Source organism: Sphingopyxis sp., from assembly GCF_050725615.1.
Taxonomy (GTDB): Bacteria; Pseudomonadota; Alphaproteobacteria; order Sphingomonadales; family Sphingomonadaceae; genus Sphingopyxis.
Genome location: NZ_JBOHHU010000040.1, coordinates 12,106 through 35,375, shown reverse-complemented (window position 1 = coordinate 35,375; position 23,270 = coordinate 12,106). Strand labels below are relative to the sequence as shown.

21 protein-coding genes and 1 pseudogene are annotated in these 23,270 nt (G+C 66.2%); 9 read left to right on the top strand and 13 right to left on the bottom strand.

Annotation, left to right across the window (positions count from 1 at the left end; all coding sequences use genetic code 11):
- From ACREB7_RS11225 to ACREB7_RS11215, 3 genes are all read left to right on the top strand, one after another.
- On the top strand, positions 1-2,383 hold a 2,383-nt coding region (locus ACREB7_RS11225), incomplete at its 5' end, for a penicillin-binding protein 1A (protein WP_431592356.1).
- Positions 2,384-2,455: 72 nt separating this feature from the next.
- The gene (prfB, locus tag ACREB7_RS11220) at positions 2,456-3,583 is read left to right on the top strand and encodes a peptide chain release factor 2 (RefSeq protein WP_431592355.1); all 1,128 of its coding nucleotides are present in this window, start codon (positions 2,456-2,458) and stop codon (positions 3,581-3,583) included.
- Complete coding sequence (locus ACREB7_RS11215; protein WP_431592354.1) at positions 3,583-4,305, top strand: class I SAM-dependent methyltransferase; 723 nt, start codon at positions 3,583-3,585, stop codon at positions 4,303-4,305. Before prfB ends, ACREB7_RS11215 begins: the two co-directional genes overlap by 1 nt.
- On the opposite strand, the gene ACREB7_RS11210 is transcribed toward ACREB7_RS11215, so the two are convergent.
- The 8 genes and pseudogenes from ACREB7_RS11210 to ACREB7_RS11175 form a co-directional block, all read right to left on the bottom strand.
- Positions 4,302-4,667 (bottom strand): DsrE/DsrF/DrsH-like family protein, encoded by a 366-nt coding sequence (locus ACREB7_RS11210; protein WP_431592359.1) that lies wholly within the window; start codon positions 4,665-4,667, stop codon positions 4,302-4,304. The two genes, ACREB7_RS11215 and ACREB7_RS11210, sit on opposite strands and share 4 nt — an antisense overlap.
- On the bottom strand, positions 4,655-5,404 hold the full coding sequence (locus ACREB7_RS11205; protein WP_431592353.1) for a HesA/MoeB/ThiF family protein: 750 nt from the start codon (positions 5,402-5,404) through the stop codon (positions 4,655-4,657). The genes ACREB7_RS11210 and ACREB7_RS11205 overlap by 13 nt, the downstream gene beginning before the upstream one ends.
- Positions 5,405-5,506: 102 nt before the next feature.
- Positions 5,507-5,959 (bottom strand): annotated as a pseudogene (gene dut, locus ACREB7_RS11200) (dUTP diphosphatase); the annotation flags it as partial.
- Positions 5,931-7,184, bottom strand: a complete 1,254-nt coding sequence (gene coaBC / locus ACREB7_RS11195) for a bifunctional phosphopantothenoylcysteine decarboxylase/phosphopantothenate--cysteine ligase CoaBC (protein WP_431592352.1) — start codon at positions 7,182-7,184, stop codon at positions 5,931-5,933. The pseudogene dut and the gene coaBC, both read right to left, overlap by 29 nt.
- 65 nt (positions 7,185-7,249) lie before the next feature.
- Positions 7,250-8,356 (bottom strand): hypothetical protein, encoded by a 1,107-nt coding sequence (locus tag ACREB7_RS11190; RefSeq protein WP_431592351.1) that lies wholly within the window; start codon positions 8,354-8,356, stop codon positions 7,250-7,252.
- Complete coding sequence (locus ACREB7_RS11185) at positions 8,356-9,483, bottom strand: glycosyltransferase (protein WP_431592350.1); 1,128 nt, start codon at positions 9,481-9,483, stop codon at positions 8,356-8,358. The genes ACREB7_RS11190 and ACREB7_RS11185 overlap by 1 nt, the downstream gene beginning before the upstream one ends.
- Before the next feature lie 111 nt (positions 9,484-9,594).
- On the bottom strand, positions 9,595-11,139 hold the full coding sequence (gene ubiB / locus ACREB7_RS11180; RefSeq protein WP_431592349.1) for a 2-polyprenylphenol 6-hydroxylase: 1,545 nt from the start codon (positions 11,137-11,139) through the stop codon (positions 9,595-9,597).
- Complete coding sequence (locus ACREB7_RS11175; protein ID WP_431592348.1) at positions 11,136-11,873, bottom strand: class I SAM-dependent methyltransferase; 738 nt, start codon at positions 11,871-11,873, stop codon at positions 11,136-11,138. The genes ubiB and ACREB7_RS11175 overlap by 4 nt, the downstream gene beginning before the upstream one ends.
- A 93-nt stretch (positions 11,874-11,966) precedes the next feature.
- Here ACREB7_RS11175 and mutM point away from each other — a divergent pair, with 93 nt between their 5' ends.
- The 3 genes from mutM (at position 11,967) to dnaA (ending at position 15,139) form a co-directional block, all read left to right on the top strand.
- Positions 11,967-12,779: a bifunctional DNA-formamidopyrimidine glycosylase/DNA-(apurinic or apyrimidinic site) lyase gene (gene mutM, locus ACREB7_RS11170; RefSeq protein WP_431592347.1), complete on the top strand. Its 813-nt coding sequence runs from the start codon at positions 11,967-11,969 to the stop codon at positions 12,777-12,779.
- A 188-nt stretch (positions 12,780-12,967) separates the two neighbouring features.
- The gene (gene rpsT, locus ACREB7_RS11165; protein ID WP_037514171.1) at positions 12,968-13,231 is read left to right on the top strand and encodes a 30S ribosomal protein S20; all 264 of its coding nucleotides are present in this window, start codon (positions 12,968-12,970) and stop codon (positions 13,229-13,231) included.
- A gap of 549 nt (positions 13,232-13,780) precedes the next feature.
- Positions 13,781-15,139 (top strand): chromosomal replication initiator protein DnaA, encoded by a 1,359-nt coding sequence (dnaA, locus tag ACREB7_RS11160; protein ID WP_431592358.1) that lies wholly within the window; start codon positions 13,781-13,783, stop codon positions 15,137-15,139.
- Positions 15,140-15,253: 114 nt separating this feature from the next.
- On the opposite strand, the gene ACREB7_RS11155 is transcribed toward dnaA, so the two are convergent.
- The 4 genes from ACREB7_RS11155 to secB all read right to left on the bottom strand — a co-directional run bounded on the left by ACREB7_RS11155 (position 15,254) and on the right by secB (position 19,258).
- Entirely contained in the window at positions 15,254-15,943 is a 690-nt protein-coding gene (locus ACREB7_RS11155; protein WP_431592357.1) for a DUF4136 domain-containing protein, read from the bottom strand.
- Between the two features lie 180 nt (positions 15,944-16,123).
- Positions 16,124-17,122 (bottom strand): tryptophan--tRNA ligase, encoded by a 999-nt coding sequence (gene trpS, locus ACREB7_RS11150; protein ID WP_431592346.1) that lies wholly within the window; start codon positions 17,120-17,122, stop codon positions 16,124-16,126.
- A 3-nt stretch (positions 17,123-17,125) separates the two neighbouring features.
- Positions 17,126-18,718: a murein biosynthesis integral membrane protein MurJ gene (murJ, locus tag ACREB7_RS11145; protein ID WP_431592345.1), complete on the bottom strand. Its 1,593-nt coding sequence runs from the start codon at positions 18,716-18,718 to the stop codon at positions 17,126-17,128.
- Positions 18,719-18,745: 27 nt separating this feature from the next.
- Positions 18,746-19,258, bottom strand: coding sequence for a protein-export chaperone SecB (secB, locus tag ACREB7_RS11140; RefSeq protein ID WP_431592344.1), 513 nt, complete (start codon positions 19,256-19,258; stop codon positions 18,746-18,748).
- A gap of 275 nt (positions 19,259-19,533) precedes the next feature.
- Here secB and ACREB7_RS11135 point away from each other — a divergent pair, with 275 nt between their 5' ends.
- From ACREB7_RS11135 to ACREB7_RS11125, 3 genes are read left to right on the top strand one after another with little or no spacing between them, the layout of a single operon-like run.
- The gene (locus ACREB7_RS11135) at positions 19,534-20,202 is read left to right on the top strand and encodes a Tim44/TimA family putative adaptor protein (protein ID WP_431592343.1); all 669 of its coding nucleotides are present in this window, start codon (positions 19,534-19,536) and stop codon (positions 20,200-20,202) included.
- Positions 20,203-20,207: 5 nt separating this feature from the next.
- Positions 20,208-21,545, top strand: a complete 1,338-nt coding sequence (gene mltA, locus ACREB7_RS11130) for a murein transglycosylase A (RefSeq protein WP_431592342.1) — start codon at positions 20,208-20,210, stop codon at positions 21,543-21,545.
- 2 nt (positions 21,546-21,547) lie between these two features.
- On the top strand, positions 21,548-22,117 hold the full coding sequence (locus ACREB7_RS11125; RefSeq protein ID WP_431592341.1) for a Smr/MutS family protein: 570 nt from the start codon (positions 21,548-21,550) through the stop codon (positions 22,115-22,117).
- On the opposite strand, the gene dapE is transcribed toward ACREB7_RS11125, so the two are convergent.
- Entirely contained in the window at positions 22,114-23,247 is a 1,134-nt protein-coding gene (dapE, locus tag ACREB7_RS11120) for a succinyl-diaminopimelate desuccinylase (RefSeq protein WP_431592340.1), read from the bottom strand. The two genes, ACREB7_RS11125 and dapE, sit on opposite strands and share 4 nt — an antisense overlap.
- Between the last annotated feature and the right edge of the window lie 23 nt (positions 23,248-23,270).

The window sequence follows — 23,270 nt, the reverse complement described above, 5'->3', positions numbered from 1 at the left end:
GCTCGGCCTCTTCCTCATCTGGCTAATTTTCGCGCGCGACCTGCCGTCGGTCGAACAATTGCGCGACTATGAACCGCCGCTGCCGACGATGGTCCGCGATGCCGAGGGCAAGCCCGTCCACAGCTACGCGCGCGAGCGCCGCGTCCAGCTCGACTATAGCGAATATCCGCAATTGCTCGTGCGCGCCTTCCTCGCCGCCGAGGATCGCACCTTCTTCAGTCATGGTGGCATCGACTATCCGGGCATCGCGACCGCGATCGTTACCAACATGACCAACAGCGGCCGTCCGGTCGGCGCGTCGACGATCACCCAGCAGGTCGCCAAGAACCTGCTGCTCACCAACGAACTCAGCTATCGCCGCAAGATTCGCGAACTGATCCTCGCCCGCCGCATCGAGGGCGCTCTGACCAAGGAACAGATTCTCGAACTCTATCTCAACGAGATTCCGCTCGGCCGCCGCAGCTTCGGCGTGCAGGCTGCAGCGCGGGCCTATTTCGACAAGGATGTCGACCAGCTCGCGCTCCATGAAATGGCGTTTCTCGCCATCTTGCCCAAGGCGCCCGAAAAATACGGCCGGGCGCGCTTCGCCGCCGAGGGGCTGGCGCGGCGCAACTTCGTGCTCGGCGAAATGTATCGCAACGAATGGATCACCGCCGAGCAGCGCGATGCCGCGCGGGCGATGCCGCTCGGCCTTTCGGAAAGCGGCAACCGTGCGATCGCGCAGGTCGGCGGCTATTATATGGAAGAGGTCCGGCGCCAGCTGATGGCCGAATTCGGTGAGACTGCCGAGGACGGGCCGCACAGTGTCTATGCCGGCGGCCTGTGGGTGCGCACCGCCTATGACGGCAAGATGCAGGGCGCGACGACCAGCGCGTTGCGCAAGGGCCTGATCCGCTATGACGCGGGCAAGGGCTGGTCCGGGCCGATCGCGACGATTGAGGCCGACGACCAGTGGCAGAGCCGCCTTGCGTCGAGCTTCATCGGCATCGATTACGACGGCTGGCGCATCGCCGCCGTGCTGTCGAAAAGCGCCGCCGCCGCGCGCATCGGTTTCGCCGACGGCAGCACGGGCACGCTGCCGGCGGGCGCCGCCGGCCTGGCCTATCGTAAGACCGGCGGCAGCGCCTTTTCGGCAATGCGCCCCGGCGATCTGATCGCGGTCAAGGGCAGCGGCGGCGTCTATGCCTTGCGCAATATTCCCGAAGTGTCGGGCGGCATGATCGTCGAAAGCCCGCATTCGGGCCGCATCTATGCGATGCAGGGCGGTTTCGACGTCAAGCTTTCGCCCTTCAACCGCGCGACCCAGGCCGAACGCCAGCCGGGTTCGACGATCAAGCCCTTCGTCTATGCGACCGCGCTCGATAATGGCATGACCCCCGCGACGATGATCGTCGACGGCAGCTTCTGCGTCTATCAGGGCGCGCGTTTCGGCAACAAATGCTTCCGCAACTTCGGCGGCGGCGGCGGGTCGGGCGAGCATACGATGCGCTGGGGCCTCGAACAGTCGCGCAACCTGATGACGGTGCGCACCGCGAGCCAGGTCGGCATGGAACCGATTGTCGAGACGATCCAGACGATGGGTATCGGCAAACATGAACCCTATCTCTCCACCGCGCTCGGCGCCGGGTCGACGACGGTCGAAAAGATCACCAATGCCTATGCCATGCTCGCCAACCATGGCCGCGAATTGAAGCCGCGCGTCATCGACTATGTCCAGGACCGCCGCGGCAAGGTGATTTTCCCCGCCAAGTGGAAGGCGTGTGAGGGCTGTAACAAAAAGGATTGGGACGGCCGCCCGATGCCGCGCTTCGCCAAGTCGGGCAAGCAACTGATGGACCCGCTGACGGCCTATCAGGTCGTCCATATGCTCGAAGGCGTCGTCCAGCGCGGCACTGCGGTGCGGCTGCGCGACCTTGGCGTGCCGCTGTTCGGCAAGACCGGCACGACCTCGGGACCCAAGGATGTCTGGTTCGTCGGCGGTTCGCCCGACGTCATCGCGGGCGTCTATATCGGTTACGACCAGCCGCGGAACATGGGCGGCTATGCCCAGGGCGGCAGCCTCGCGGCGCCGATCTTCAAGGATTTCGCGCTTGTCGCGCTCGACGATCGCCAGCCGATCCCCTTTGCGGCGCCCAAGGGCATCCGCATGGTGCGCATCGATCGCCAGTCGGGCCGCCGCGTCTATGGCAGTTGGCCGGGAACCGATCCCAAGGCGTCGATCATCTGGGAAGCGTTTAAGCCCGAAAGCGAACCGCGCCGGACGATCCGCGAGGAAGAGATCAAACCCGCCAAAGCCGCCAAGCGCCAGGACGCGCCGGTGAGCGAAGGCAAGGGCAGTCGCAGCGACAGCGACTTTTTGGAAGATCGCGGCGGTATCATCTGACACGCCGGGCTATCTTTCCCTTGGGCCGGACAGGCTCTAAGGGCTGATCGACTTTATTCAGGAGCAACACAGATGCGCGCCGAAGCGCAGGATCATATCGACAAGATCGGTGCCGCGCTGGCGCTGCTGCGCCGTTTCCTCGACTGGGACCGCGCGGTGCGGCGGCTCGACGAGCTGAACGCCAAGGTCGAGGACCCGACCTTGTGGAACGACCCGCGCGCCGCGCAGGAGGTGATGCGCGAGCGTCGCCGCCTCGACGAGGCGATCACCGCGACGCGCGCGATCGAAACCGAATGCGCCGACACCGCCGAACTGATCGAGCTCGCCGAAATGGAAGGCGACGAGGCGATGGTCGACGACGCTGTGGCATCGCTCGCAACGCTCGCCGCGCGCGCTGAGGAGGACAAGATCAAGGCTTTGTTGGCCGGCGAGGCCGACGCCAACGACTGCTATATCGAAGTCCATGCCGGCGCCGGCGGAACCGAGAGCCAGGACTGGGCCGAAATGCTCCAGCGCATGTACAGCCGCTGGGCGGAGAAGCGCCGCTTCAAGGTCGAACTGGTCGAATATCAGGCAGGTGAACAGGCGGGCATCAAATCGGCGACGATGCTGGTCAAGGGCGAGAATGCCTATGGCTATTCGAAGACCGAGAGCGGCGTCCACCGCCTCGTTCGTATCTCGCCCTATGACAGCTCGGCGCGCCGCCATACCAGCTTCTCGAGCGTGTGGGTCTATCCGGTGATCGATGATAATATCGATATCGAGATCAACGAAGGCGACCTCAAGATCGATACGTATCGCGCCTCGGGCGCGGGTGGCCAGCACGTCAACACCACCGATTCGGCGGTGCGCATCACCCACATTCCGACCGGCATCGTCGTCGCGTCGCAGAACGACCGCTCGCAGCACAAGAATCGCGCGACCGCGATGGGGATGCTGAAGGCGCGCATGTATGAGGCTGAACTGCAGAAGCGCGAGGCGGCGGCATCGGGTGAATATCAGGCGAAGACCGAAATCGGCTGGGGCCACCAGATCCGCTCCTATGTCCTCCAGCCCTATCAGCTGGTGAAGGATCTGCGCACGGGTGTGACCTCGACGGCGCCGTCCGATGTGCTCGACGGTGCGCTCGATCCTTTCATGGCGGCCGCGCTGTCGCAAAAGGTGACCGGCGAAAAGGTCGAGGTCGAGGACATCGATTGATGTTCCGCGCGGGTTTCCTCGCGGCGTTCGCGGTGCTGCCGTTGCTCGCTGGTTGCGACGCGCCATGGAATGACGAGAGCGACCGCGCTGAAAGCGCGCGCGACTTTCCGCCCGCCGACCGCCCCGTCGCGCCCACGGTCTCGACCAAATGGTCGACCGAGGAGGCGCGTGACCGGCTGAACGAGGCCGAAGACGTCATGGACTCGGCCGACGTCCGCCCCGGCATGACCGTCGCCGACATTGGTGCGGGCGATGGCTATTACACCGTCCGTCTGGCGACACGCGTCGGCGCCGGGGGACGCGTGCTGGCGCAGGACATCATGCCCGAGGTGATTGAGCGCCTTGCGGACCGCGTCGCGCGCGAGCGGCTCGACAATGTCTCGATCAAGCTCGGCGCGGTCGACGATCCGCGGCTTCCCGCCGCCAGTTTCGACCGTGTTTTCATGGTCCATATGTACCACGAAATCGGCGAGCCATACGCCTTCCTGTGGCGGCTGCGCCCGGCGCTACGCAAGGGAGGACAGGTGCTCGTGGTCGACGGCGACCGTCCGATCGCCGACCATGGCACGCCCTTTCGCCTGCTCGTCTGCGAGTTCGAGGCGGTGGGCTACAAGCTTGTCTCCTACGACGACAAGCAGCACGCCGGCGGCTATCTCGCGCGCTTCGTTCCCGAGGGGAAAAGGCCGGCGCCCGAAGATATCAAGGTGTGCGAGAATCCCTAATAGACGAGCAAGCGGTCGCTATTCCCGAGCTCGCTCAAAAAACTGACCAGCCCGGCCGCCTTGACGTGCGGCACCATCGCGTCGGACGTCAGCCCGACCAGCGCCATCCCCGACTGGCAGGCGAACAGGCCGACCTCCATCGCTGTGGCTTCGTCGATCATCCACGCCAGTTCGGGCAGTCCCGCCGCCTTGCGCGCGGCTTCGCCGGGGACCGATACCGGCTTGCGCAGCAACGCGACCGCCTCGCCTTGCAGGAAGATCCGCGCGGGTGACCCGAGCGCGGCGGCGGTCATCGCGGTTTCGAGCGCGGCATAGAACCGTGCCCCTTCGGCGCCCGCGACGATGATGCTCAGCCCTGACATGTCGGACACCCCGGATCCTTCGCGATGCCGACCTCGCGCCAGCGCCGGTCGAGCATGTCGAGTATGGCCAGCCGCCCGGCCAGGCTCGCCCCCCAGCCGGTCAGCGCACGCACCGCCTCCAGAGCTGCCATCGTCCCGACCATGCCTGCAAGCGCGCCCATCACCCCGGTCTCAGAGCAATTGATCCCCTCGCGGTCGGGGTCGGCACCGACGAGGCACTGGTAGCATGGGCGGGTCTCGCGCCACCCCTCGTAAAGCGCGACCTGCCCCTCGAACGCCCCTATCGCGGCGGATAGCAGGGGGGTATGCAGCGCCACCGCTGCGCGATTGACCGCGAGCCGCGTGTCGAAATTGTCGCAGCCATCGAGGATCAGGCTCGCGCCTGCCAACAAGGCTTCGGCATTGCCGCGATCGAGCTTCTCGACCACCGCGAGCGTCTCGATATGCTGGTTGATCCGCCGCGCCGATGCTGCCGCAACCTCGGACTTATGCGCGCCGATGTCGCCATCGGTGAACAACGGCTGCCGCTGCAAATTCGACAGCTCGACGATATCATGATCGATGATCGTCAGCGTGCCGACCCCCGCCGCCGCCAGATAGGTGATCGCCGGACAGCCGATCCCGCCCGCGCCGATGACTGCGACATGCGCCGCCTTCAGCTTCGCCTGCCCCGCCCCGCCGAACTGCGGCAGGATGATCTGGCGGGCATAGCGGTCGAGTTCGGTGTCGGAGAGCAATTACTCCCCCGGCCGCCGCAGCTTGATTCCCGACAGCGATCCGACATTGTCGGGGATGCTGTCGTCGATCGGCTCGTCTTCGGCGTCGCTGTCACTCGTCACCCCCGTCGATCCGAACCCGCCCGCGCCGCGCGCGGTGTCATCCAGTGCTTCGACCTCTGCAAAGCTCGCCCGCTGGACCGGCGCGGGCACCAGCTGCGCGATGCGGTCGCCGCGCCTGATCTCGAATGGCTCGTCGCCAAGGTTGGCGAGGATCACCTTCACCTCGCCGCGATAATCGCTGTCGATCGTCCCTGGGGTGTTGAGGCAGGTGATGCCATGCTTCAGCGCCAGACCCGACCGCGGCCGCACCTGCACCTCGTAACCGGCGGGGATCGCCATCGCGAAGCCGGTGGCCACCGCATGGCGCGTTCCCGGCCGGATTGTCAGCGATTCGGCCGCGACGACGTCCATTCCGGCCGCGCCATCGCTCGCATAGGCGGGCAAAGGCAGGCCGCCGCCATTGGGCAGGCGCTGGATCGCGATTTCAATCGGATTGAGAGGGGATACGCGCATCGAGTTCATCGGCGATCTTTTCCATCAATTTGCGGGCAACGACCTCCTTGGGAAGCCGGTCCCAACTGTGTACGCCGTTTTTGCTAACGATATGCACCTGATTCGTTTCGCCTCCCATCGGGTCGGCGGCGACATCATTGGCGACGATCCAGTCGCACCCCTTGCGGTCGAGCTTGGCCTGCGCATGCGTCAGCACATCATTGGTCTCGGCGGCGAACCCGACGAGCAAAGGCGGGCGCTGTGCGCTCTTGGCGACGCTCGCCAATATGTCGGGATTCTCGGCGAGCGCGAGCGGCGGCACCTGGCCGCTGCTGTCCTTCTTGATCTTCTGTGACGACGTATCGGCGGCACGCCAGTCGGCGACCGCCGCGACCATGATCGCGGCATCGACCGGCAGCCCGGCCTCGACCTCGGTCGCCATTTCGCGCGCGGTCTCGACATCGACGCGGACCACGCCGGGCGGGGTCGGCAGCGGCACCGGCCCTGCGACCAGCAGCACCTCGGCGCCAGCTTCGACGGCGGCGGCGGCGATCGCGAAGCCTTGCTTCCCGCTCGACCGGTTGGCGATATAGCGCACCGGGTCGATCGGCTCGTGCGTCGGCCCTGCGGTGATCAGGATACGGCGTCCGTGCAGCGGGCGATGGTTTGCGGGCGCGAAATCGGGCTGGCCCGATAGGATGGCGGGTGCGGTGAGGGCCTTGTCGATCGCGGCCTTGATGGCCGCCGGTTCGGGCAGCCGTCCCGGCCCATATTCGCCGCACGCCATCTCGCCCTCGTCGGGCGCCATGACCGTCACGCCGTCGCCGCGCAAAGTCGCGACGTTGCGCTGTGTTGCCGCGTGCAGCCACATGCGGACATTCATCGCGGGTGCCGCGAGCACCGGCTTGTCGGTCGCGAGCAGCAAAGTGGTGGCGAGGTCGTCGGCGATGCCGTTCGCCATCTTCGCCATCAAATCGGCGGTGGCGGGAGCGACGACGACCAGATCGGCCTCACGGCTCAGCTGGATATGCCCCATCTCGACCTCGTCCTTCAGGTCGAACAGGCTGGTATAAACTCTGTTCTCGCTGAGCGCCGCGAGCGTCAGCGGCGTCACAAATTGTTCGCCCGCGCGCGTCAGCACACAGCGCACGATATGCCCGCTCTTGCGCAGCAGGCGGACCAGCTCGATCGCTTTATAGGCGGCAATGCCGCCGCCGATGATCAGCAGGATGCGGCGAGCCGCCATCGTTTTTTCCATGTCCCCCAGATATGTCCATCGGCGCGCCAGTTCAAGCGACCCCGGGCGCGGTACTAGGTCATGGCAGGCGGCGCGGAAAGCCTTGATTGCCGGATCGAACGGACCAGCGCCGCCAGGGCCGCGGGCGCGAAGATCAGCCCGGCGTAAAGCGTTGGTACAACGAGCAGACCCCAATAGAAATTGTTCGACCGCGCGAACAGCATGAGCAACAACGCATAGCCGAGCTGGACCCCGAGCACGGCCAGCGCGAGCCGCGACCGCCACGCGGCCCAGCCGAGCAGCGCCAGCGGCACCAGCAGCGCGCTGATCCATCCGGGCAGGAAGCGGATCGCCGAGGTGGTGTGGATGAAGGAGAGATAAGCGGGCCAGCCGCCCATGCCGTGCCAGCCGGGGCTGGCGAGGTCGGCGGGGGTGGTCACTGCGGCGAGCGCCGCCGCATGGGCTGCGATCGCCGCCAGAAAGGCGAGGCCGAGCGCCATCCATGCCCCGGCCGCGCGCCAGTCGCGATCGACCAGCGCGAACAACCCGAACAGCATCGCTACAGGCAGCATCGTCTCGCGGATCGCCAGACCCACCGCGACCACCGCCATTGCCGCCCAGGGACGCTCGGGCCGGTACAGCGCGAGCGCGAGCGCGATCAGAACGCCAGTCACGACCTCGTGCATCAGCACCCATTGCGCCAGCGCGACCTGCGACAGGTTCGCCGCGACCAGCAGCGCGGCGAAGCGCGTGTAGCGCGGCAGCTCGGTCTCGCACATCAGCCGTCGCCGCCAGACGAGCACCGTCACGAATCCGAGCAGGACCATCAGCACGACCCCGCCTTGAAGCCCCGTGATGCTGAGAATCCAGGCGAGCGTCGGCAGCCGCACCGTCATAAAGGGGCGCAGCGGATAATGGTTGGCGCGATGCTCGGCGGCGGCCGCCGCATAATAGGGCTCGCCTGCCTCGACCCGGTGCAGGATGCGCGCATAGAGCGCGTGATCGCCGATCATGCCCTCCGAGCGCATGGCGTCCGGTTTGGCGGCCTCGATCCGCTCTTTCCCCGCGCCGCTGGTCACGCCGAACAGCATCAAGGCCGCGAGCAGGGCCAGCACCGCTGCGGCCCATGGACGCGGCAGGCCGGTAAAGCGGTTCCAGCTTGTCGTGGCTGTGGCGGGCATCATTTGCGCCACGTCAACGCCGATGACATCGCGAAATTCCAGATCGCGCCGACCAGCACCCCGGCGACCCCGGCGACCCACCAGCGTTCGTCATGCCCCGCCATCCAGGTCCCGATACCGATATTGGCGACCGCACCGAGCGCCGAGATCGCATAGAAGCTCGCAAGCCCGCCGACCATCGCCCAGCCCTTGAGCTTGCGGTCGGCGTAAGTGAAGCTGTTGTTGAGGAAGAAGTTGAAGGCGATGGCGGTCATCACCGCACCGGTCTGCGCCGCCATGAAGGCGTTACCCAGGCCGAGGAGCGCGCCGAGGATGGCGAGGTGGACGAACACCCCGAGCCCGCCGACCATCAGGAATTTGAGCAGTCGCACGGGCACGAAGCGTCCGATCGTCTTGTCGGCGATCAGTTCGGCATATTCGGCGATGACGCGCAGCCCGATCTTGCTTTCGCCCGCCTCGCGGGTGCGGAACTGGTACGGCACTTCGGCAACGCGCAACGCGGTCGGCGACGAGGCGAGAATGTCGATCAAGATCTTGAATCCGATGCCCGACAGGCGCGGCAGCGCGCGCTCGAACGCTTCGCGGCGCAGCGCGAAGAAGCCGCTCATCGGGTCGCTGACGTCGGTGCCGAGCGCGATTTGTCCGGCGCGGGTCGCGAGCCGGCTCATGCGGACGCGGCCCTGGTCCCAGTCGCCGACGCCGCCGCCCGCGACATAGCGCGTGCCGACGGCGATATCGGCGTCGCCTGCCCGGACCGCGTCGATCAGGCGCGGCAGCGCGTCCTCGCTATGCTGAAGGTCGCCGTCCATGACGGCGATCATCGGCGCGGCGGTTGCCAGCATGCCCTCGATTACCGCTGAGGACAGCCCGCGCCGCCCGACGCGCTGCACGATGCGGACATGGCGTGCGGTGCGGCCGATGCGGCGCACAAGGTCGCTCGTCCCGTCGGCCGAATTGTCATCGACGAACACCACTTCCCACCCGCGCCCGGCGAGGACGGTCGACAGTTTCTCGATCAGCTTTTCGACATTGGCGGCCTCGTTCAGCGTCGGAACGACGACCGCGACTTCGAGCGGGAGCGTGTCGACGGCCAGAATCGGGTCGGCGGTAATGATGTCGTGGCGCATGAAACCTCGATTTTTCCGGAAAACGGGTCCGGGGGGTGGTCGAGGATCGGCTCTAGATAATTAGGGTAAATGATCGGTAACCAAGCGATGCGAACGCTCGCGTGGTGCGACTCAGCCAAGCCAGTTGAGGATGCCCGCACCGGCGGCGGCGCCGACCAGCGTCGCCAGCGCATAGCGCCACCAGGTCGATCGTTTCCCATTACCGACAATCAGCGGAATATCGGGCAGCGGCGGCGCGGGCGGTGCGGCACCCTTTCTGGGCAATTGGGCGTCGAGCCGCCGGATGATGTCGGGGATCAACGCCAGCGTCTTGCCTTGTTCGCGGATGCCGTCGGCCAGCGCCGCCTCGGGGCCCAGTTCGTCGCGGATCCATTCCTGCACGAACGGTCCCGATACGTCCCACATGTTGATCTTGGGGTTGAGCATGGTCGCGACGCCTTCGACCATCACCATCGTCTTCTGGAGGAGAAGCAGGTGCGGTTGCGTCTGCATATCGAAATCGCGGGTGATCGCGAACAGTCCGTCGAGCATCTGACCGACGCTGAGATCGCTCACCGGCTTGCCGCGCATCGGTTCGCCGACCGCGCGCAGCGCCGTCGCGAACTCCTCGACATTGTGATAATCGGGGACGTACTGCGCTTCGAAATGGATTTCGGCAACGCGGCGGTAATTGCCCGTGGTCAGGCCATAGAGGATTTCGGCGAGCCAATAGCGCGCCTGCCGGTTGATCCGCCCCATGATGCCGAAATCGACTGCCGCGATCGTGCCATCGGCCTTCACGAACAAATTGCCCTGATGCATGTCGGCGTGGAAAAAACCCTCGGCGATCGCCTGGCGCAGGAAGGCGTTGACGAGGTTCGCCGACAGCGCCTCCATGTCATGTCCGGCGGCGATCAGCGCATCGCGGTGCGAAATCTTGATGCCGTCGATCCAGTCGAGCGTCATCACCCGGCTGGTCGTCCGGTCCCAGTCGATCGCCGGCACCTCATAAGTCGGCACGCCGACCATCGCATCGGCGAGCTCCGACGCCGACGCCGCTTCGCGCCGCAGGTCGAGTTCGCGCAACGTCCAGCGACGAAAATTGGCGATGACCTCGCGCGGGCGGAGGCGCGTCGCTTCGCCGCCCAGCGCTTCGAGCTGGGCGGCTGCCCATTCATAGGTATCGATATCGCGCGCGAATTGCTTGTCGATGCCCGGGCGGCGGACCTTGACCGCGACCTTGCGGCCGTCGGTCGTTACCGCGCGGTGGACCTGCGCAATCGATGCCGAACCGACGGGTACCGGATCGAATTCGATATAAAGCGTTTCGAGCGGCGCCTCGAAGGCCAATTCGATTTCCTGGCGGATGCGCTCGAACGGCACCGGCGCCAGCGCGTCCTGCAGGGTCAGCAAATTGCGTGCGGCCTCCTCGCCGACGATGTCGGGGCGCGTTGCGAGTGTCTGGCCGAGTTTGACGGCGGCCGGACCGATCGCCTGGAAGGCGGCGGCATAGTCGGGGGTCTTGGGCTGGACGGTCCCGAATCGCGCGATGCGGCATAGCCGCTTGACCCCGATCGGCGTCGTCGGTGCGCTCTCGATCCCGCGCAGCGCGCCGTGGCGCGCGAGGACGCGACCCCATTTCAACAGGCGGAGGATATGCGTGGCGGGACGGGTCAAGCTTTCCACCCGCTATGGATCGCGACGAGGCCGCCCATGATCGGCTCGACCTTCACCGATGTGAAGCCCGCCTCGCGGATCATTTGCGCAAAGGCCGGCATCGGCGGGAAGCGGCGGATCGATTCGATCAAATAGCGATAGCTGTCCTCGTCGTCGGCGATCAGCTTGCCCAGCTTGGGGACGAGGTGGTGCGAATAGGCGTCATAGGCCTGCGCGAAACCCGGCCATTCGTTGGTCGAAAATTCGAGGCAGAAGAAGCGCCCGCTATAGCGCAGCACGCGGTGCGCTTCCTTGAGCGCCGCCGGGATGTCGGTGACGTTGCGGATGCCGAAGGCGATCGTATAGGCGTCGAAAAACTGGTCGGGAAAGCTCAGTTTCTCGGCGTTCTGCTCGGACCAGACGAGGGTGTCGATGCCGCGCTCGGCGGCGCGTTCGACGCCGACGCCCAGCATGTCGGGGTTGATATCGGCGACGGTGATGCTCGCCCCCGACGGCTCCATGCGGAACGCGATGTCGCCGGTGCCGCCCGCCATGTCGAGGATCGTCTCGCCATCGCGCGGCTTTACGCGGCGCACGAAGCGATCTTTCCAGAGGCGGTGCATGCCGCCCGACATCGCGTCGTTCATAATGTCATATTTGCGCGCGACGCGGCTGAACACCTCGCCGACCATCGCGGTCTTGTCGCCCGCAGGGACCTGTTCATAGCCGAAGCTGACGGTATCGGGAGTGGCCATGATGGATGCGCCTTTGCGGGGAGAAACGAAGTCGAACCGGCCTTTAGCGGGGCCTTGCCGCGCAGGCAAATGGCGCGTAGCCCAGCCCGCGATATGCCCGAACTTCCCGAAGTCGAAACTACCGTCCGCGGCCTTGCCCCCTTCCTCGAAGGGCAGAGGTTGGCCTCGGTCATCACCTTCCGCCCCGACCTGCGCCGCGCTTTTCCCGCCGATCTCGCGCAACGGCTGACCGGTGCGACGGTCACCAGCCTGTCGCGCCGCGCCAAATATGGGATCGTCTCGACCGACCGCGACGACCATATGATCTTCCATCTCGGCATGTCGGGGCGCTGGCGGACCGAGGGCGGCGACGCGGGCAAGCACGACCATCTGCTGCTACAAACCGGGGCCGGGCATCGGCTGTTCCTACACGACCCGCGCCGCTTCGGTTCGGTCGACCTCGTTGCGGGCGATCCGTTGGTGCTTTTCCCGGCCTTTGTGACGCTCGGCCCCGAGCCATTGTCCGACGCCTTCGATACCGCCTGTCTCGCCAAGGCGCTTGCTGCGCGCCGCGCGCCGATCAAGGCGATGCTGCTCGACCAGACGGTCGTCGCGGGGCTCGGCAACATCTATGTCTGCGAGGCGCTCAACATGGCGCGCATCCATCCCGCGAAGCCCGCCGCCGACGTGTCGAAGGCGAAGCTCGCGCTGCTCGTGCCCGCGATCAAGCAGGTACTGACCGCCGCGATCGCCGCCGGCGGCTCGACGCTGCGCGACTTCCTCAGCCCTGAGGGCGACCTCGGCTATTTCGCGAAGGACTGGCGCGTCTATGGCCGCGAGGATGAGGTCTGCGAATGCGGCGGCACGATCGTCCGCATCGTCCAGTCGGGTCGCTCGACCTTCTATTGCCCCAAATGCCAGCGTTGATGCGGGATATTTCCCGCAAACCCATTGACCGGAGCGGCCTTGCTGGCTATGGGCGCACCCTTCGAGCAGGGTCCGGTTGTCCGGAACCGGCCGTATCCGGACATTGATTCGCACGTTTCGCGCGATTCGGCTGCTCCGGTGACGCTGTGCTCCGACCGACACTAGACCGTTTGAAAACCGAGGAATTTATGGCCAATACGCCCCAGGCAAAAAAGCGCATCCGCCGCAACACCGCGCGCACCGTCGTGAACAAGAATCGCGTTTCGCGCATTCGCACGCTGGTCAAGAAGGTGGAAAACGCCGTCGCCGCCGGCGACAAGGATGCCGCTGCAACCGCGCTGAAAGCCGCGCAGCCCGAAATGGCCCGCGGCGTCGCCAAGGGTGTGCTCCACAAGAACACCGTCGCGCGCAAATTCTCGCGGCTGACCAAGAGCGTCAACGCCATCGCCTGAAGGGGCGGTTGATTCGACCCCGCGTCGAACCAGGCATCAAAAAGGACCCGCCGGTGACCGCCTGCGGGTCCTTTTTTGTGTCCGTTTCGGGACGGTCGCGAGCCGCCTCATTTGTGACAAGCCGATGGCAATAGTGTTGCAACGCGGTAAGTCGCGGATTTACCGCGATTCGTTGCCCACGACCTCGATTGTCACATATAAGATGTTGAAAAACATGGTGAAATACCCGGCTTCGCGCGAATCCGGGGTGCCTGACGAGTCAAGATTTTTATTTCAGTATTTTTACACGTGGCGCTCTTGATAGACTCCGCCTCCCCTGCCTAGACAGGACATGTCATCGGCCTTCGCCGCTGGCCGCCACATCACATGATTCGCTCTCCTTCGCTGCTCGCGCGGAATGGAGGCTTGTGTCCTTCGAACGGGCATTTGCGTTTCCTTGTGCGCGGCGGCGGCGTGGCTGCCGGGGGGCGGAGCGATGGCGAACAAGGCGAGGGGGCAGGCGTGAATTCAGGCGGGGAGAGCTATGGCCAAGGCGGCGGACAAATGGCGATGAGCGGCGATGCCGCAACGCTGTGGCCGCGCGTGGCCGAAGGCTTGCGCCGCGACCTCGGCGTGCGTACCTTCGACCATTGGTTGAAGCCGGTGCGCTTTGCCGAATATTGCGCGCTGTCGGGCGTCGTCACGCTCGAGGCGGCGAGCCGCTTCTCGGCCAACTGGATCAACGAACGTTTCGGGGACCGGCTCGAACTCGCGTGGCGTCAGCACCTTCCGACGGTGCGCGGCGTCACCGTGCGCGGCGCCAGTGTGGGGGCCGAGCGTGCCGCGATCCTCGCGCAGCCGCCGCTGCCGACCTTCGAGACGCCGGCTCCGGCTGCGAATCCGGCGCTGCCCGGCTTTGACCCGCGCTTGTCGTTCGATCGTTTCGTCGTCGCGCGCTCGAACATCCTCGCGGCCAACGCCGCGCGCCGCATGGCGATGGTCGAGACGCCGCAGTTCAACCCGCTCTACCTCTGCTCGGGCACGGGGCAGGGCAAGACCCATTTGATCCAGGCGATCGCGCAGGACTATGCTGCGGCACACCCGACCGCGACCATCATCCTGATGTCGGCCGAAAAATTCATGCTCGAATTCGTCGGCGCGATGCGCGGCGGCGACATGATGGCGTTCAAGGCGCGGCTGCGCGCCGCCGACCTGCTGCTGCTCGACGATTTGCAGTTCGTGATCGGCAAGAATTCGACGCAGGAGGAATTGCTCCATACGATCGACGACCTGATGACTGCGGGCAAGCGCCTGGTGGTCACCGCCGACCGCCCGCCGGCGATGCTCGACGGGGTCGAGGCGCGGCTGCTGTCGCGGCTGTCGGGTGGACTCGTCGCCGATATCGAGGCGCCCGAGGATGATCTGCGCGACCGCATCATCCGCCAGCGGCTCGCCGCGATGCCGATGGTCGAGGTCCCCGACGACGTCGTCGCCTATCTGGTCAAGCACTTCACCCGCAACATTCGTGAACTCGAAGGCGCGCTCAACAAATTGCTCGCCTATGCGGCGCTCACCGGCGCCCGGCTGGACCTCGCGCTGGCCGAGGACCGGCTCGCCGAAAATGTCCGCAGCGCCCGCCCGCGCATCACGATCGACGAGATCCAGCGCGCGGTTTGCGCGCATTACCGCCTCGACAAGAGCGAGATGGCGTCGAAGCGCCGCGTTCGCGCCATCGCGCGCCCACGTCAGGTCGCCATGTATCTGGCGAAGGAACTCACCCCGCGCTCCTATCCCGAAATCGGCCGCCGCTTCGGCGGGCGCGATCATTCGACGGTGATCCACGCGGTGCGCACGGTCGAGGCGCTGCGCGTCAGCGACAGCGAACTCGACGCCGAAATCGCAGCGATCCGCCGCAGCCTCAACGGCTGATCGCCGGATTCATACAGGCCTTATCCCGGGCTTATCCCCGGTTTCACCCACAAACAAAAAGGCCCACCGTCCGGGTGGAAGGCGGGCCTTTTGTTTGACCGGAGAATGGCAGGCTCAACCCTTTTCGGGCGGCGCCACCGTGATCCGCACCTTCTCACCCGAATTGCCGGGAAAGCCGGTGAACATCGCTTCGACCAGGTTCGGGACGATCGTCTGAAGATTATTGTCGCGCGACTGCGCCTCGGCGCGCCCTTCGAACAGGCGGTAACCGTCCGACGCGCGGCTGATCTGCAAGTCGAGACCGCTGGTGTAGACGGTGAAGCTTTCGACATCATTATAGCCGAAGCCCGGCCCGAACCCGCCCCACAGGAACGGGTCGCGATAGCCATAGACAAAGCGGCGTCCGCCGTGGCCGCGCACGATCACCGGCGGGCCGTAAAAGCCGCGGCCATAATAGCCGCCGTACCAGGGATCGCCGAAACCGGTGCTGCGCACACGCTCGCGGCCCTTGTCCACGTCATAGGCCATACGCACGACCATGTCGGCGCGTTCGCCCGGCGCCGCAGGACGATAGCCGAACCGCGTCAGCTCGCCCGCCACCAGATTGGCATATTGGCCGAATTCGATGCCGCCGGCGAGCTGCGGATTGCCCGCTTCGACGACGAAGCTCTGCCCTTGCGGCGCGGGAAGCTGGGTCTGGAAGCGTGCGACATCGGCTTTGAAGGGGGTGGCGCAGCCGGAAATCGCCAGCGTCGCGGCGGTCAGCGCGGCAAGGCTCAGCTGCCGGAAAACTCGTTTGTTCATCATCGTCTTGGCTCCGTGAGTCGGCGCGCGCAAACGCCGCTCCTTATAGCATGACTATGCCGATACGACTTAACCTTGGTTGAACTCGCTTCGTCGCACGGCTGCTTCCTTACCCGATATGGGGAGCAGGCGTGCGAAAACAAGAATTACACCCAGCAAACAGGCGGTTCGCTCAAAACCCTAACGGCACAGGCCGAGCGCCGTATAGGCGGCGTCGAGTGTCGGTTTTGCCAGTGCTGCGGCGCGCGCGGCGCCATCCTCGAGCGCCGCGTCGATCGCCGACGTGTCGGCCTTGAGCGCTGCAAAGCGCGTCGCGATCGGCTGCAGCGTCTCAACCAGCAGTTCGCCGAGCGCGGGCTTGAGCGTCCCGAAGCCTTGGCCCGCGAAACGCGTCAGCACGGTATCGACGCTTTCGTCGGCCATGGCGGCGTAGATCGACACGAGATTTCTCGCCTCGGGCCGCCCCTCGAGCCCTGCGGCCTCCGACGGCAACGGCTCGGCGTCGGTCTTTGCCTTGCGGATCTTCGCCATGATCGTGTCGGCGTCGTCGACCAGGTTGATCCGGCTCGCATCGCTCGGGTCCGACTTTGACATTTTGGCGCTGCCGTCGCGCAGGCTCATAATCCGCGCTGCCGCCGGCGGGATCGTCGGCTCGGGCAGGGTGAAGGTTTCGGTCGCGGTATCGAGGTTGAACTTGCTTGCGATGTCGCGCGCCAGTTCGAGGTGCTGTTTCTGGTCGTCGCCGACGGGGACATGCGTCGTCTGGTACAGCAGCACGTCGGCCGCCTGGAGCACTGGATAGGCGTAGAGGCCCACGCTCGCGCCCTCGCGGTTCTTGCCCGACTTTTCCTTGAACTGCGTCATCCGGTTCAGCCAGCCGATCCGTGCGGTGCAGAACAGCAGCCACGCCAGCTCGGCATGGGCGGGGACGCGCGCCTGGTTGAACAATATGGCTTTCGCCGGGTCGATCCCGGCGGCCATCAGCGCCGCCGCCATTTCGCGCGTGTTCGCGGTCAGCTCGGCGGGGTCGTTGTGGACGGTGATCGCGTGCAGATCGGCGAGGAAATAGAGCTTCTCGCCCTCCATCTCGTCCTGCATGCGCACCCAGTTGCGGATCGCGCCCAGATAATTGCCCAGGTGCAAATTTCCGGTGGGCTGGATGCCCGACAAGGTCCGCATGATCTATTCCTCTGTAAGCGCGGGTTTGGCGCGCCGCCGCGTCAGCATGGCGATCAGATCCTTGTCAAGCGCGCCGACAAGGAAGGCGGCGGCAAAGAAGATCGCCCCGCCGACGGCGCACAGCGCACCGAGCGAGGCGATACGCTCGATCACCGACCCGGCATAATATGATTGCAGCTGCGGCATCAGCCACCACAAGGCGGCCGCCATCGCCGCGACCGCGACCATCTGGCGCAGGATGCGCCCGCCGAGCCGTGCGGTGAAATGGAACCAGCCGCGTCGGTGCAGGATGATATAGAGCAACAGGCAGTTGATCGAGGCCGACACTGCGGTCGCCCCGGCGAGGCCCACAATGCCATAGCGTTCGACGACATAGAGATTGATCGCAATATTGACGACCAGCGAGGCCAGCGCGGTCCACACGGGCGTCTTCGTGTCCTCGCGCGCGAAAAAGCCCGGGTTCAGGATCTTCACGATGACATAGGCGGGCAGACCCGCGACCAGCGCAACGACGATATTCGCCATCAGCGCACCATCGGCGGCGGTGAACTTGCCTCCGACGAAAAAGGCGGCGGTAAAGGCCGGCGCGCAGATCGCCAGCGCGGCCGCGGCGGGCAGCGTCAGCAAGGTCGCGATCTCGAACGCATTGGCCTGCAATCTTTGCGCCTCGGCGCCGTCGTCGCTGTGGATATGGCGCGCCAGCATCGGCAGGATCGCAGTGCCCAATGCGATACCGACGATGCCCAGCGGTAACTGGTTCAGCCGGTCGGCAAGCTTGAGCAAAGTCAGTGATCCCTGCGGCAGGCTGGTCGCGAAGAAGGTGTCGACGAACTGGCTGATCTGATAGATTCCGGCGCCGAAGGTCGCGGGCAGGATCAGCATGCCCAGCTTCTTCACCTCGGGCGTGACCTTGGGAAGGCGGATGTGCAGTTTCAGCCCCGCGCGCCGCACCGCCCACCACAGATAGGCGAGTTGGACCACCCCGGCGGTCGCGACCGAGATCGCCAGCGCTAGTGCGACGATGCGGTCGTCGCCGCCGGGGCCGCGCATTTCGGCGCCGATCAGGATGCCCGCGATCAGCACGATGTTGAGCAGCACCGGCGCTGCTGCGCCCGGTGCAAAGCGCGAGCGCGCGTTGAGCAGGCCAGACAGCATCGCGACCAGGCTGATCAGCCCCAGATAGGGAAAGGTGATGCGGCTGAGGAATACGGCGAGCTCGAACTTGCCCGGTACTTCCTGATATTCGCGCGCGAGCAGCCAGACGATGCCCGGCATGGCGATCATCGCGATCGCGGAAAACACCAATAGCACCCACAGGAAAACGCCGAGCACGTCGTCGGCGAATTGCGCCGCTGCGTCCTCGCCACCGTCCCCGTGCAGCGCGCGGCTATACATGGGGACGAAGGCGACCGAAAAGGCGCCCTCGGCGAACAGGCGGCGAAAGGTGTTGGGCAGGGTGAAGGCGAGTTGGAAAGCATCGGCGGCCAGCCCCGCGCCGAGCACCCGGGCCAGCAGCATGTCCCGCGCGAAGCCGAACAACCGGCTGACCATCGTCAGCCCGCCGATCGTCCCGACGCTTTTGACCAGGCTGCTCACCCCGTCAGCCCGCCTCCTCGGCTAATCCTACGCCTGGCCGATCGGTGCTTCGCCGGCCTGTTCGGCCGCGATCTGCTGCGCCTGTTGCTGGAACAGGCCGTGGAAATCGATCGGTTCGAGCAACAGCGGCGGGAAACCGCCGTCGCGCACGACATCGGCGACGACACGGCGCGCGAAGGGGAACAGGATGCGCGGCGCTTCGGCGAGGAAAAAGGGCTGCAGCTGGTCGTCGGGCACGTTGCGCACGCCGAACAGGCCGGCATATTTCAGCTCGACGACAAAGCCGACCAGCTCGCCATTCTTCGACGTGATGTCGATCTTCAGCGACACTTCGAACAGCCCGTCACCGACATTGTCGGCGCCGATATTGAACTGGACGTCAACCTGCGGTGCGTCCTGGACCTGATAGATGGCGGGCGCGTTCGGGTTTTCGAACGACAGATCCTTCACATATTGCGAGATCAGGCCGATCGCCGGCGAATTATCCTCGCCATTCGAAAGAGTTTCGGGGGTGAATTCGGGCGTCGTTTCGTCGGCCATGTCGGTCTTGCTTTCCCTGTCGTCTAATAGGAACTCCTGCGGCGTCCGGATCGAGCGATCCGGCCGCGCGGGCGGTTGCGGCGGCGCTTAGCAGCGGCGGGCGGGTAGCACAATGGGCGCGCAAGTGGCCCGGCCCGGCAACCCGATGGGCGTATCCAACGTTGGGCAAACGTTGACCTGCTCCAAGGCTGCGGCCATGGTGATTTGAAACATGGCCGCCGATAGCCTATGTATCGGTCCGACTTCTTCTCAAGACGCATATTGGACTTCAGCCCGTGACAGCCATTTCGATCGTCCTGCTCGCCATGATCGCCGCCTTTCTCGGCATGCGGCTCTATTCGGTGCTTGGCAAGCGCACGGGCCATGAACAAGAGCCCGTGCTGCCGCGTCGCGACGATCGCGCCGCGCCCACCCCGGTCCGCGTTGATGATAGCGAAGCGCCCGGCGCGCCGCAGGGCAGCGCCGCCGATACCTCGGGCCTTGTCTATGAACCCGCAGCCGAAGCGGGCCTCCGCGCTCTGCTCGCGACCGACCGCAGTTTCGATGCCGGGCGGTTCATGGAAGGCGCCGAAGCCGCCTATCGCATGATCCTCGAAGCCTTTTGGGCGGGCGACCGCGATACGCTGCGCGACCTGTGCGATCAGGACAGCTATGACGGGTTTGTCGAAGCGATCGCGGCGCGCGAAGCGCGCGGCGAGCGGCTCGATAACCGTCTCGTCGGCATCGATTCGTCGAAGATCACCGACGTCGAGCTGGCGGGCGGCGAAGCGCGCATCACCGTGCGTTATCGCGCCGACATCAGCGCGATCACCCGCGATGCCGACGGCAATATGATCGCCGGGTCGATGATTGACGCGCGCGAGACCAACGACCTGTGGACCTTCCGCCGCGCGATCGGCAGCAACGATCCCAACTGGCTGCTCGACGAAGCCGAATCCGCCTGACCCTGATGCCCGGCCCCGTCTCCGCCCGGGCGCTGGGTTTCGCCCTTCTCGCCATCGTGCCCGCGCTGTCGGCCTGTTCGTCGGTGATCCCCGATGCTGGCGGTGGCCGTGTCGAAACCGCGCCGCGCCCCGCGCCAGCGCCTGCTCCCACTCCGACCCCGACACCCTCAGGCTCGACCCGCCCCTATACGCCGCGCCCCTCCGAAAGCGGGTCGGTCGCGGCCAAGCCGATTCCGGCGACCCCCAACCCGGTGCTCGCCGCACCGGTGGTTCCGGCGAGTGCGACCAACGCCGCCGAAGCCGGGGTCGTTGCGGGGCCCGAATTTACCGATCTCAGCGTTTCGGCGTCGCAGGCGAGCGCCGCGCTCGCCGCCTTCCGCCTCAGCTGCCCCTCGGTCACCCGCCGCGCCGACGCCAGCGGCCTGACCCAGAATGCCGACTGGACCGACAGCTGCAATGCCGCCAAGGACTGGCGCGACAGCGACGCGGCGGCTTTTTTCACGCGCTATTTCGGCACGGTGCAGGTCGGCGCCGGCACCGCCTTTGTCACCGGCTATTACGAGCCTGAAATCGCCGCCTCGCGCACCAAGCGGGCGGGCTATGACGTCCCCGTCTATCGCCGCCCCGCTGACCTCATCGACGTCGACCTCGGCCAATTTTCCGACGACCTGAAGGGCAAGAAGATTCGCGGCCGCGTCGAGGGCAGCAATTTCGTGCGCTACTACGACCGCGGGGCGATCGAACGCGGCGCCCTCGAAGGCCGCGGGCTCGAAATCGCCTGGGCCGCCGACGCCGCCGAGTTTTTCTTCCTGCAGATCCAGGGTTCGGGCCGTCTCCGCCTGCCCGATGGCGACATCATGCGGATCGGTTACGACACGCAGAACGGCCGCGACTATGTCGGCATCGGCAAATTGCTCGCCGACCGCGGTCAGCTGAAACCGGGCCAAACCTCAATGCAGGGTATCCTCGATTACCTCCGCGCCGACCCGGTCCGCGGCGCCGCGGTGATGAACGAGAACCCGAGTTGGGTCTTCTTCCGAGAGATCACCGGTCCGGGGCCGCTCGGCGCCCTCGGGGTGCCGGTGACGGGCCGCGCGAGCGTCGCAGCCGATCCCAAATATGTGCCCCTCGGCGCGCCGGTCTTCCTGTCGCTCGACCGCGCCGAACCGGGTGGCCTGTGGATCGCGCAGGACACCGGCGGCGCGATCCGCGGCGCCAACCGCTTCGACAGTTTCTGGGGCGCGGGCAATGACGCGCGCGCGATCGCCGGCGGCATGGCCGGGCGCGGCTCGGCGCTGATCCTCCTGCCGCGCACCAGCATCGCGCGGCTCATCCGGCGCTGATCGTGGCGCGCCGGCTCGCGCCTGATGAGTCGGCGCTCTGGAAAAAGGTCGCGGCGACGGTCACCCCGATCGCCAAGCGCTCCGCCTCGCTCGCGCCCACCGCCCCGCCAACGGTCAAGCCCCCGAAAGCGCAGCCCCGGATCGTCGCACCGCCCGCCGCGCGTCCGCCCGCTCCGCTCCCGTCCCCGCGCCGCACGCACAGCGCCGCGACGCTCGACGGCCATTGGGACCGCCGCTTGCGCAAGGGGCTGGTCCGTCCCGACATGAGCATCGACCTCCATGGTCATACGCTCGCCTCGGCGCAGGCGCTGCTCGACGACAGCATCCACCGCGCGCTGATCCGCGGCGCGCGCGTACTGCTCGTCGTGGCGGGTCGCCTCCGCCCCGGCGCCGACCGGCTACCGCAGATGCATGGCGACCCGCGCCCGCGCGGCGCGATCCGCGCCTCGCTCCCCGACTGGCTCGCTTACTCGCCCTATGCCGACCAGATCGTCGCTCTCCGCCCCGCGCATATCAGCCATGGCGGGGCGGGGGCGGTCTACGTCATTCTGCGCCGCGCCCGCGACGACTAGGAAAAGGCGCGCATCAAAATCCCGCGATAAATGGCGGCCAGCTTGTGCAGGTCGGCGACCGCGACCGCCTCGTCCAGCTTGTGCATCGTCGCATTGGTCAGTCCGAATTCGACGACCGGGCACAGCGCGTGCAGGAAGCGCGCGTCCGACGTGCCGCCCGTCGTCGACATTTCGGGCATGATGTCGGTCTCGGCATGGATCGCCTCGGCGACCAGTCCCGACAGATCGCCCGGCGGGGTCAGGAAGGCTTCGCCCGATATCTTGCCCAATATCTTGGCTTTCGGTTCGACCTCGTGTGTGATGCGCTCGATCATCGCGACCAGGTCGGCGCCCCGGTGCGCGTCGTTGAAGCGGATCGACAGCCGCGCGCGCGCCGACGCCGGGATGACGTTGGTCGCGCCATTACCGACCTCGATGTCGGTGAATTCGATGTTCGAGGGCTGGAACCAGTCGTTGCCTTCGTCCAGCACCACCGCGTCGATCGCCGCCAATATCTTAACCAGCTTGGGGATCGGGTTGTCGGCCAGATGCGGGTAAGCGACATGCCCCTGCGTTCCCGGCACGTCGATCCAGATGTTGACCGACCCGCGCCGCCCGATCTTCACCATATCGCCGAGCCGGTTCACCGACGTGGGCTCGCCGACGACGATCATGTCGGGCGCAACGCCGCGCCCCGCCATATGCTCCATCAGCGCGCGGGTGCCGAAGATCGCCGGACCTTCCTCGTCGCCGGTGATGATCAGGCTGATCGTCCCGGCATTCGCCGGGGTTGCCGCAGCCGCGGCGACGAAGGCGGCGATCGACCCCTTCATGTCGACCGCCCCGCGCCCGTAGAGCAGCTCATCGCGCACCTCGGGCGCAAAGGCATCGCCGGTCCAGCCGACGCCGGGCGGCACCACGTCGAGGTGCCCGGCAAAGCCGAAATGCCGCAGCCCCGTGCCTTTACGCACAGCAAGCAGATTCTCGACCGGCCCGTCGGGCTCGATCCCGTCGATGAAGCGCTCGACGGTAAAGCCGAGCGGGACGAGCGCCGCCTCGAGCACGTCGAACACCGCGCCGGTGGCCGGGGTGACGGAAGGGGCGGCGATCAGCGCCTGGGCGAGGTCCACGGGGTCGATGCTGTGCGTCATCCCCGCCCTTTACGCCCTCGCGC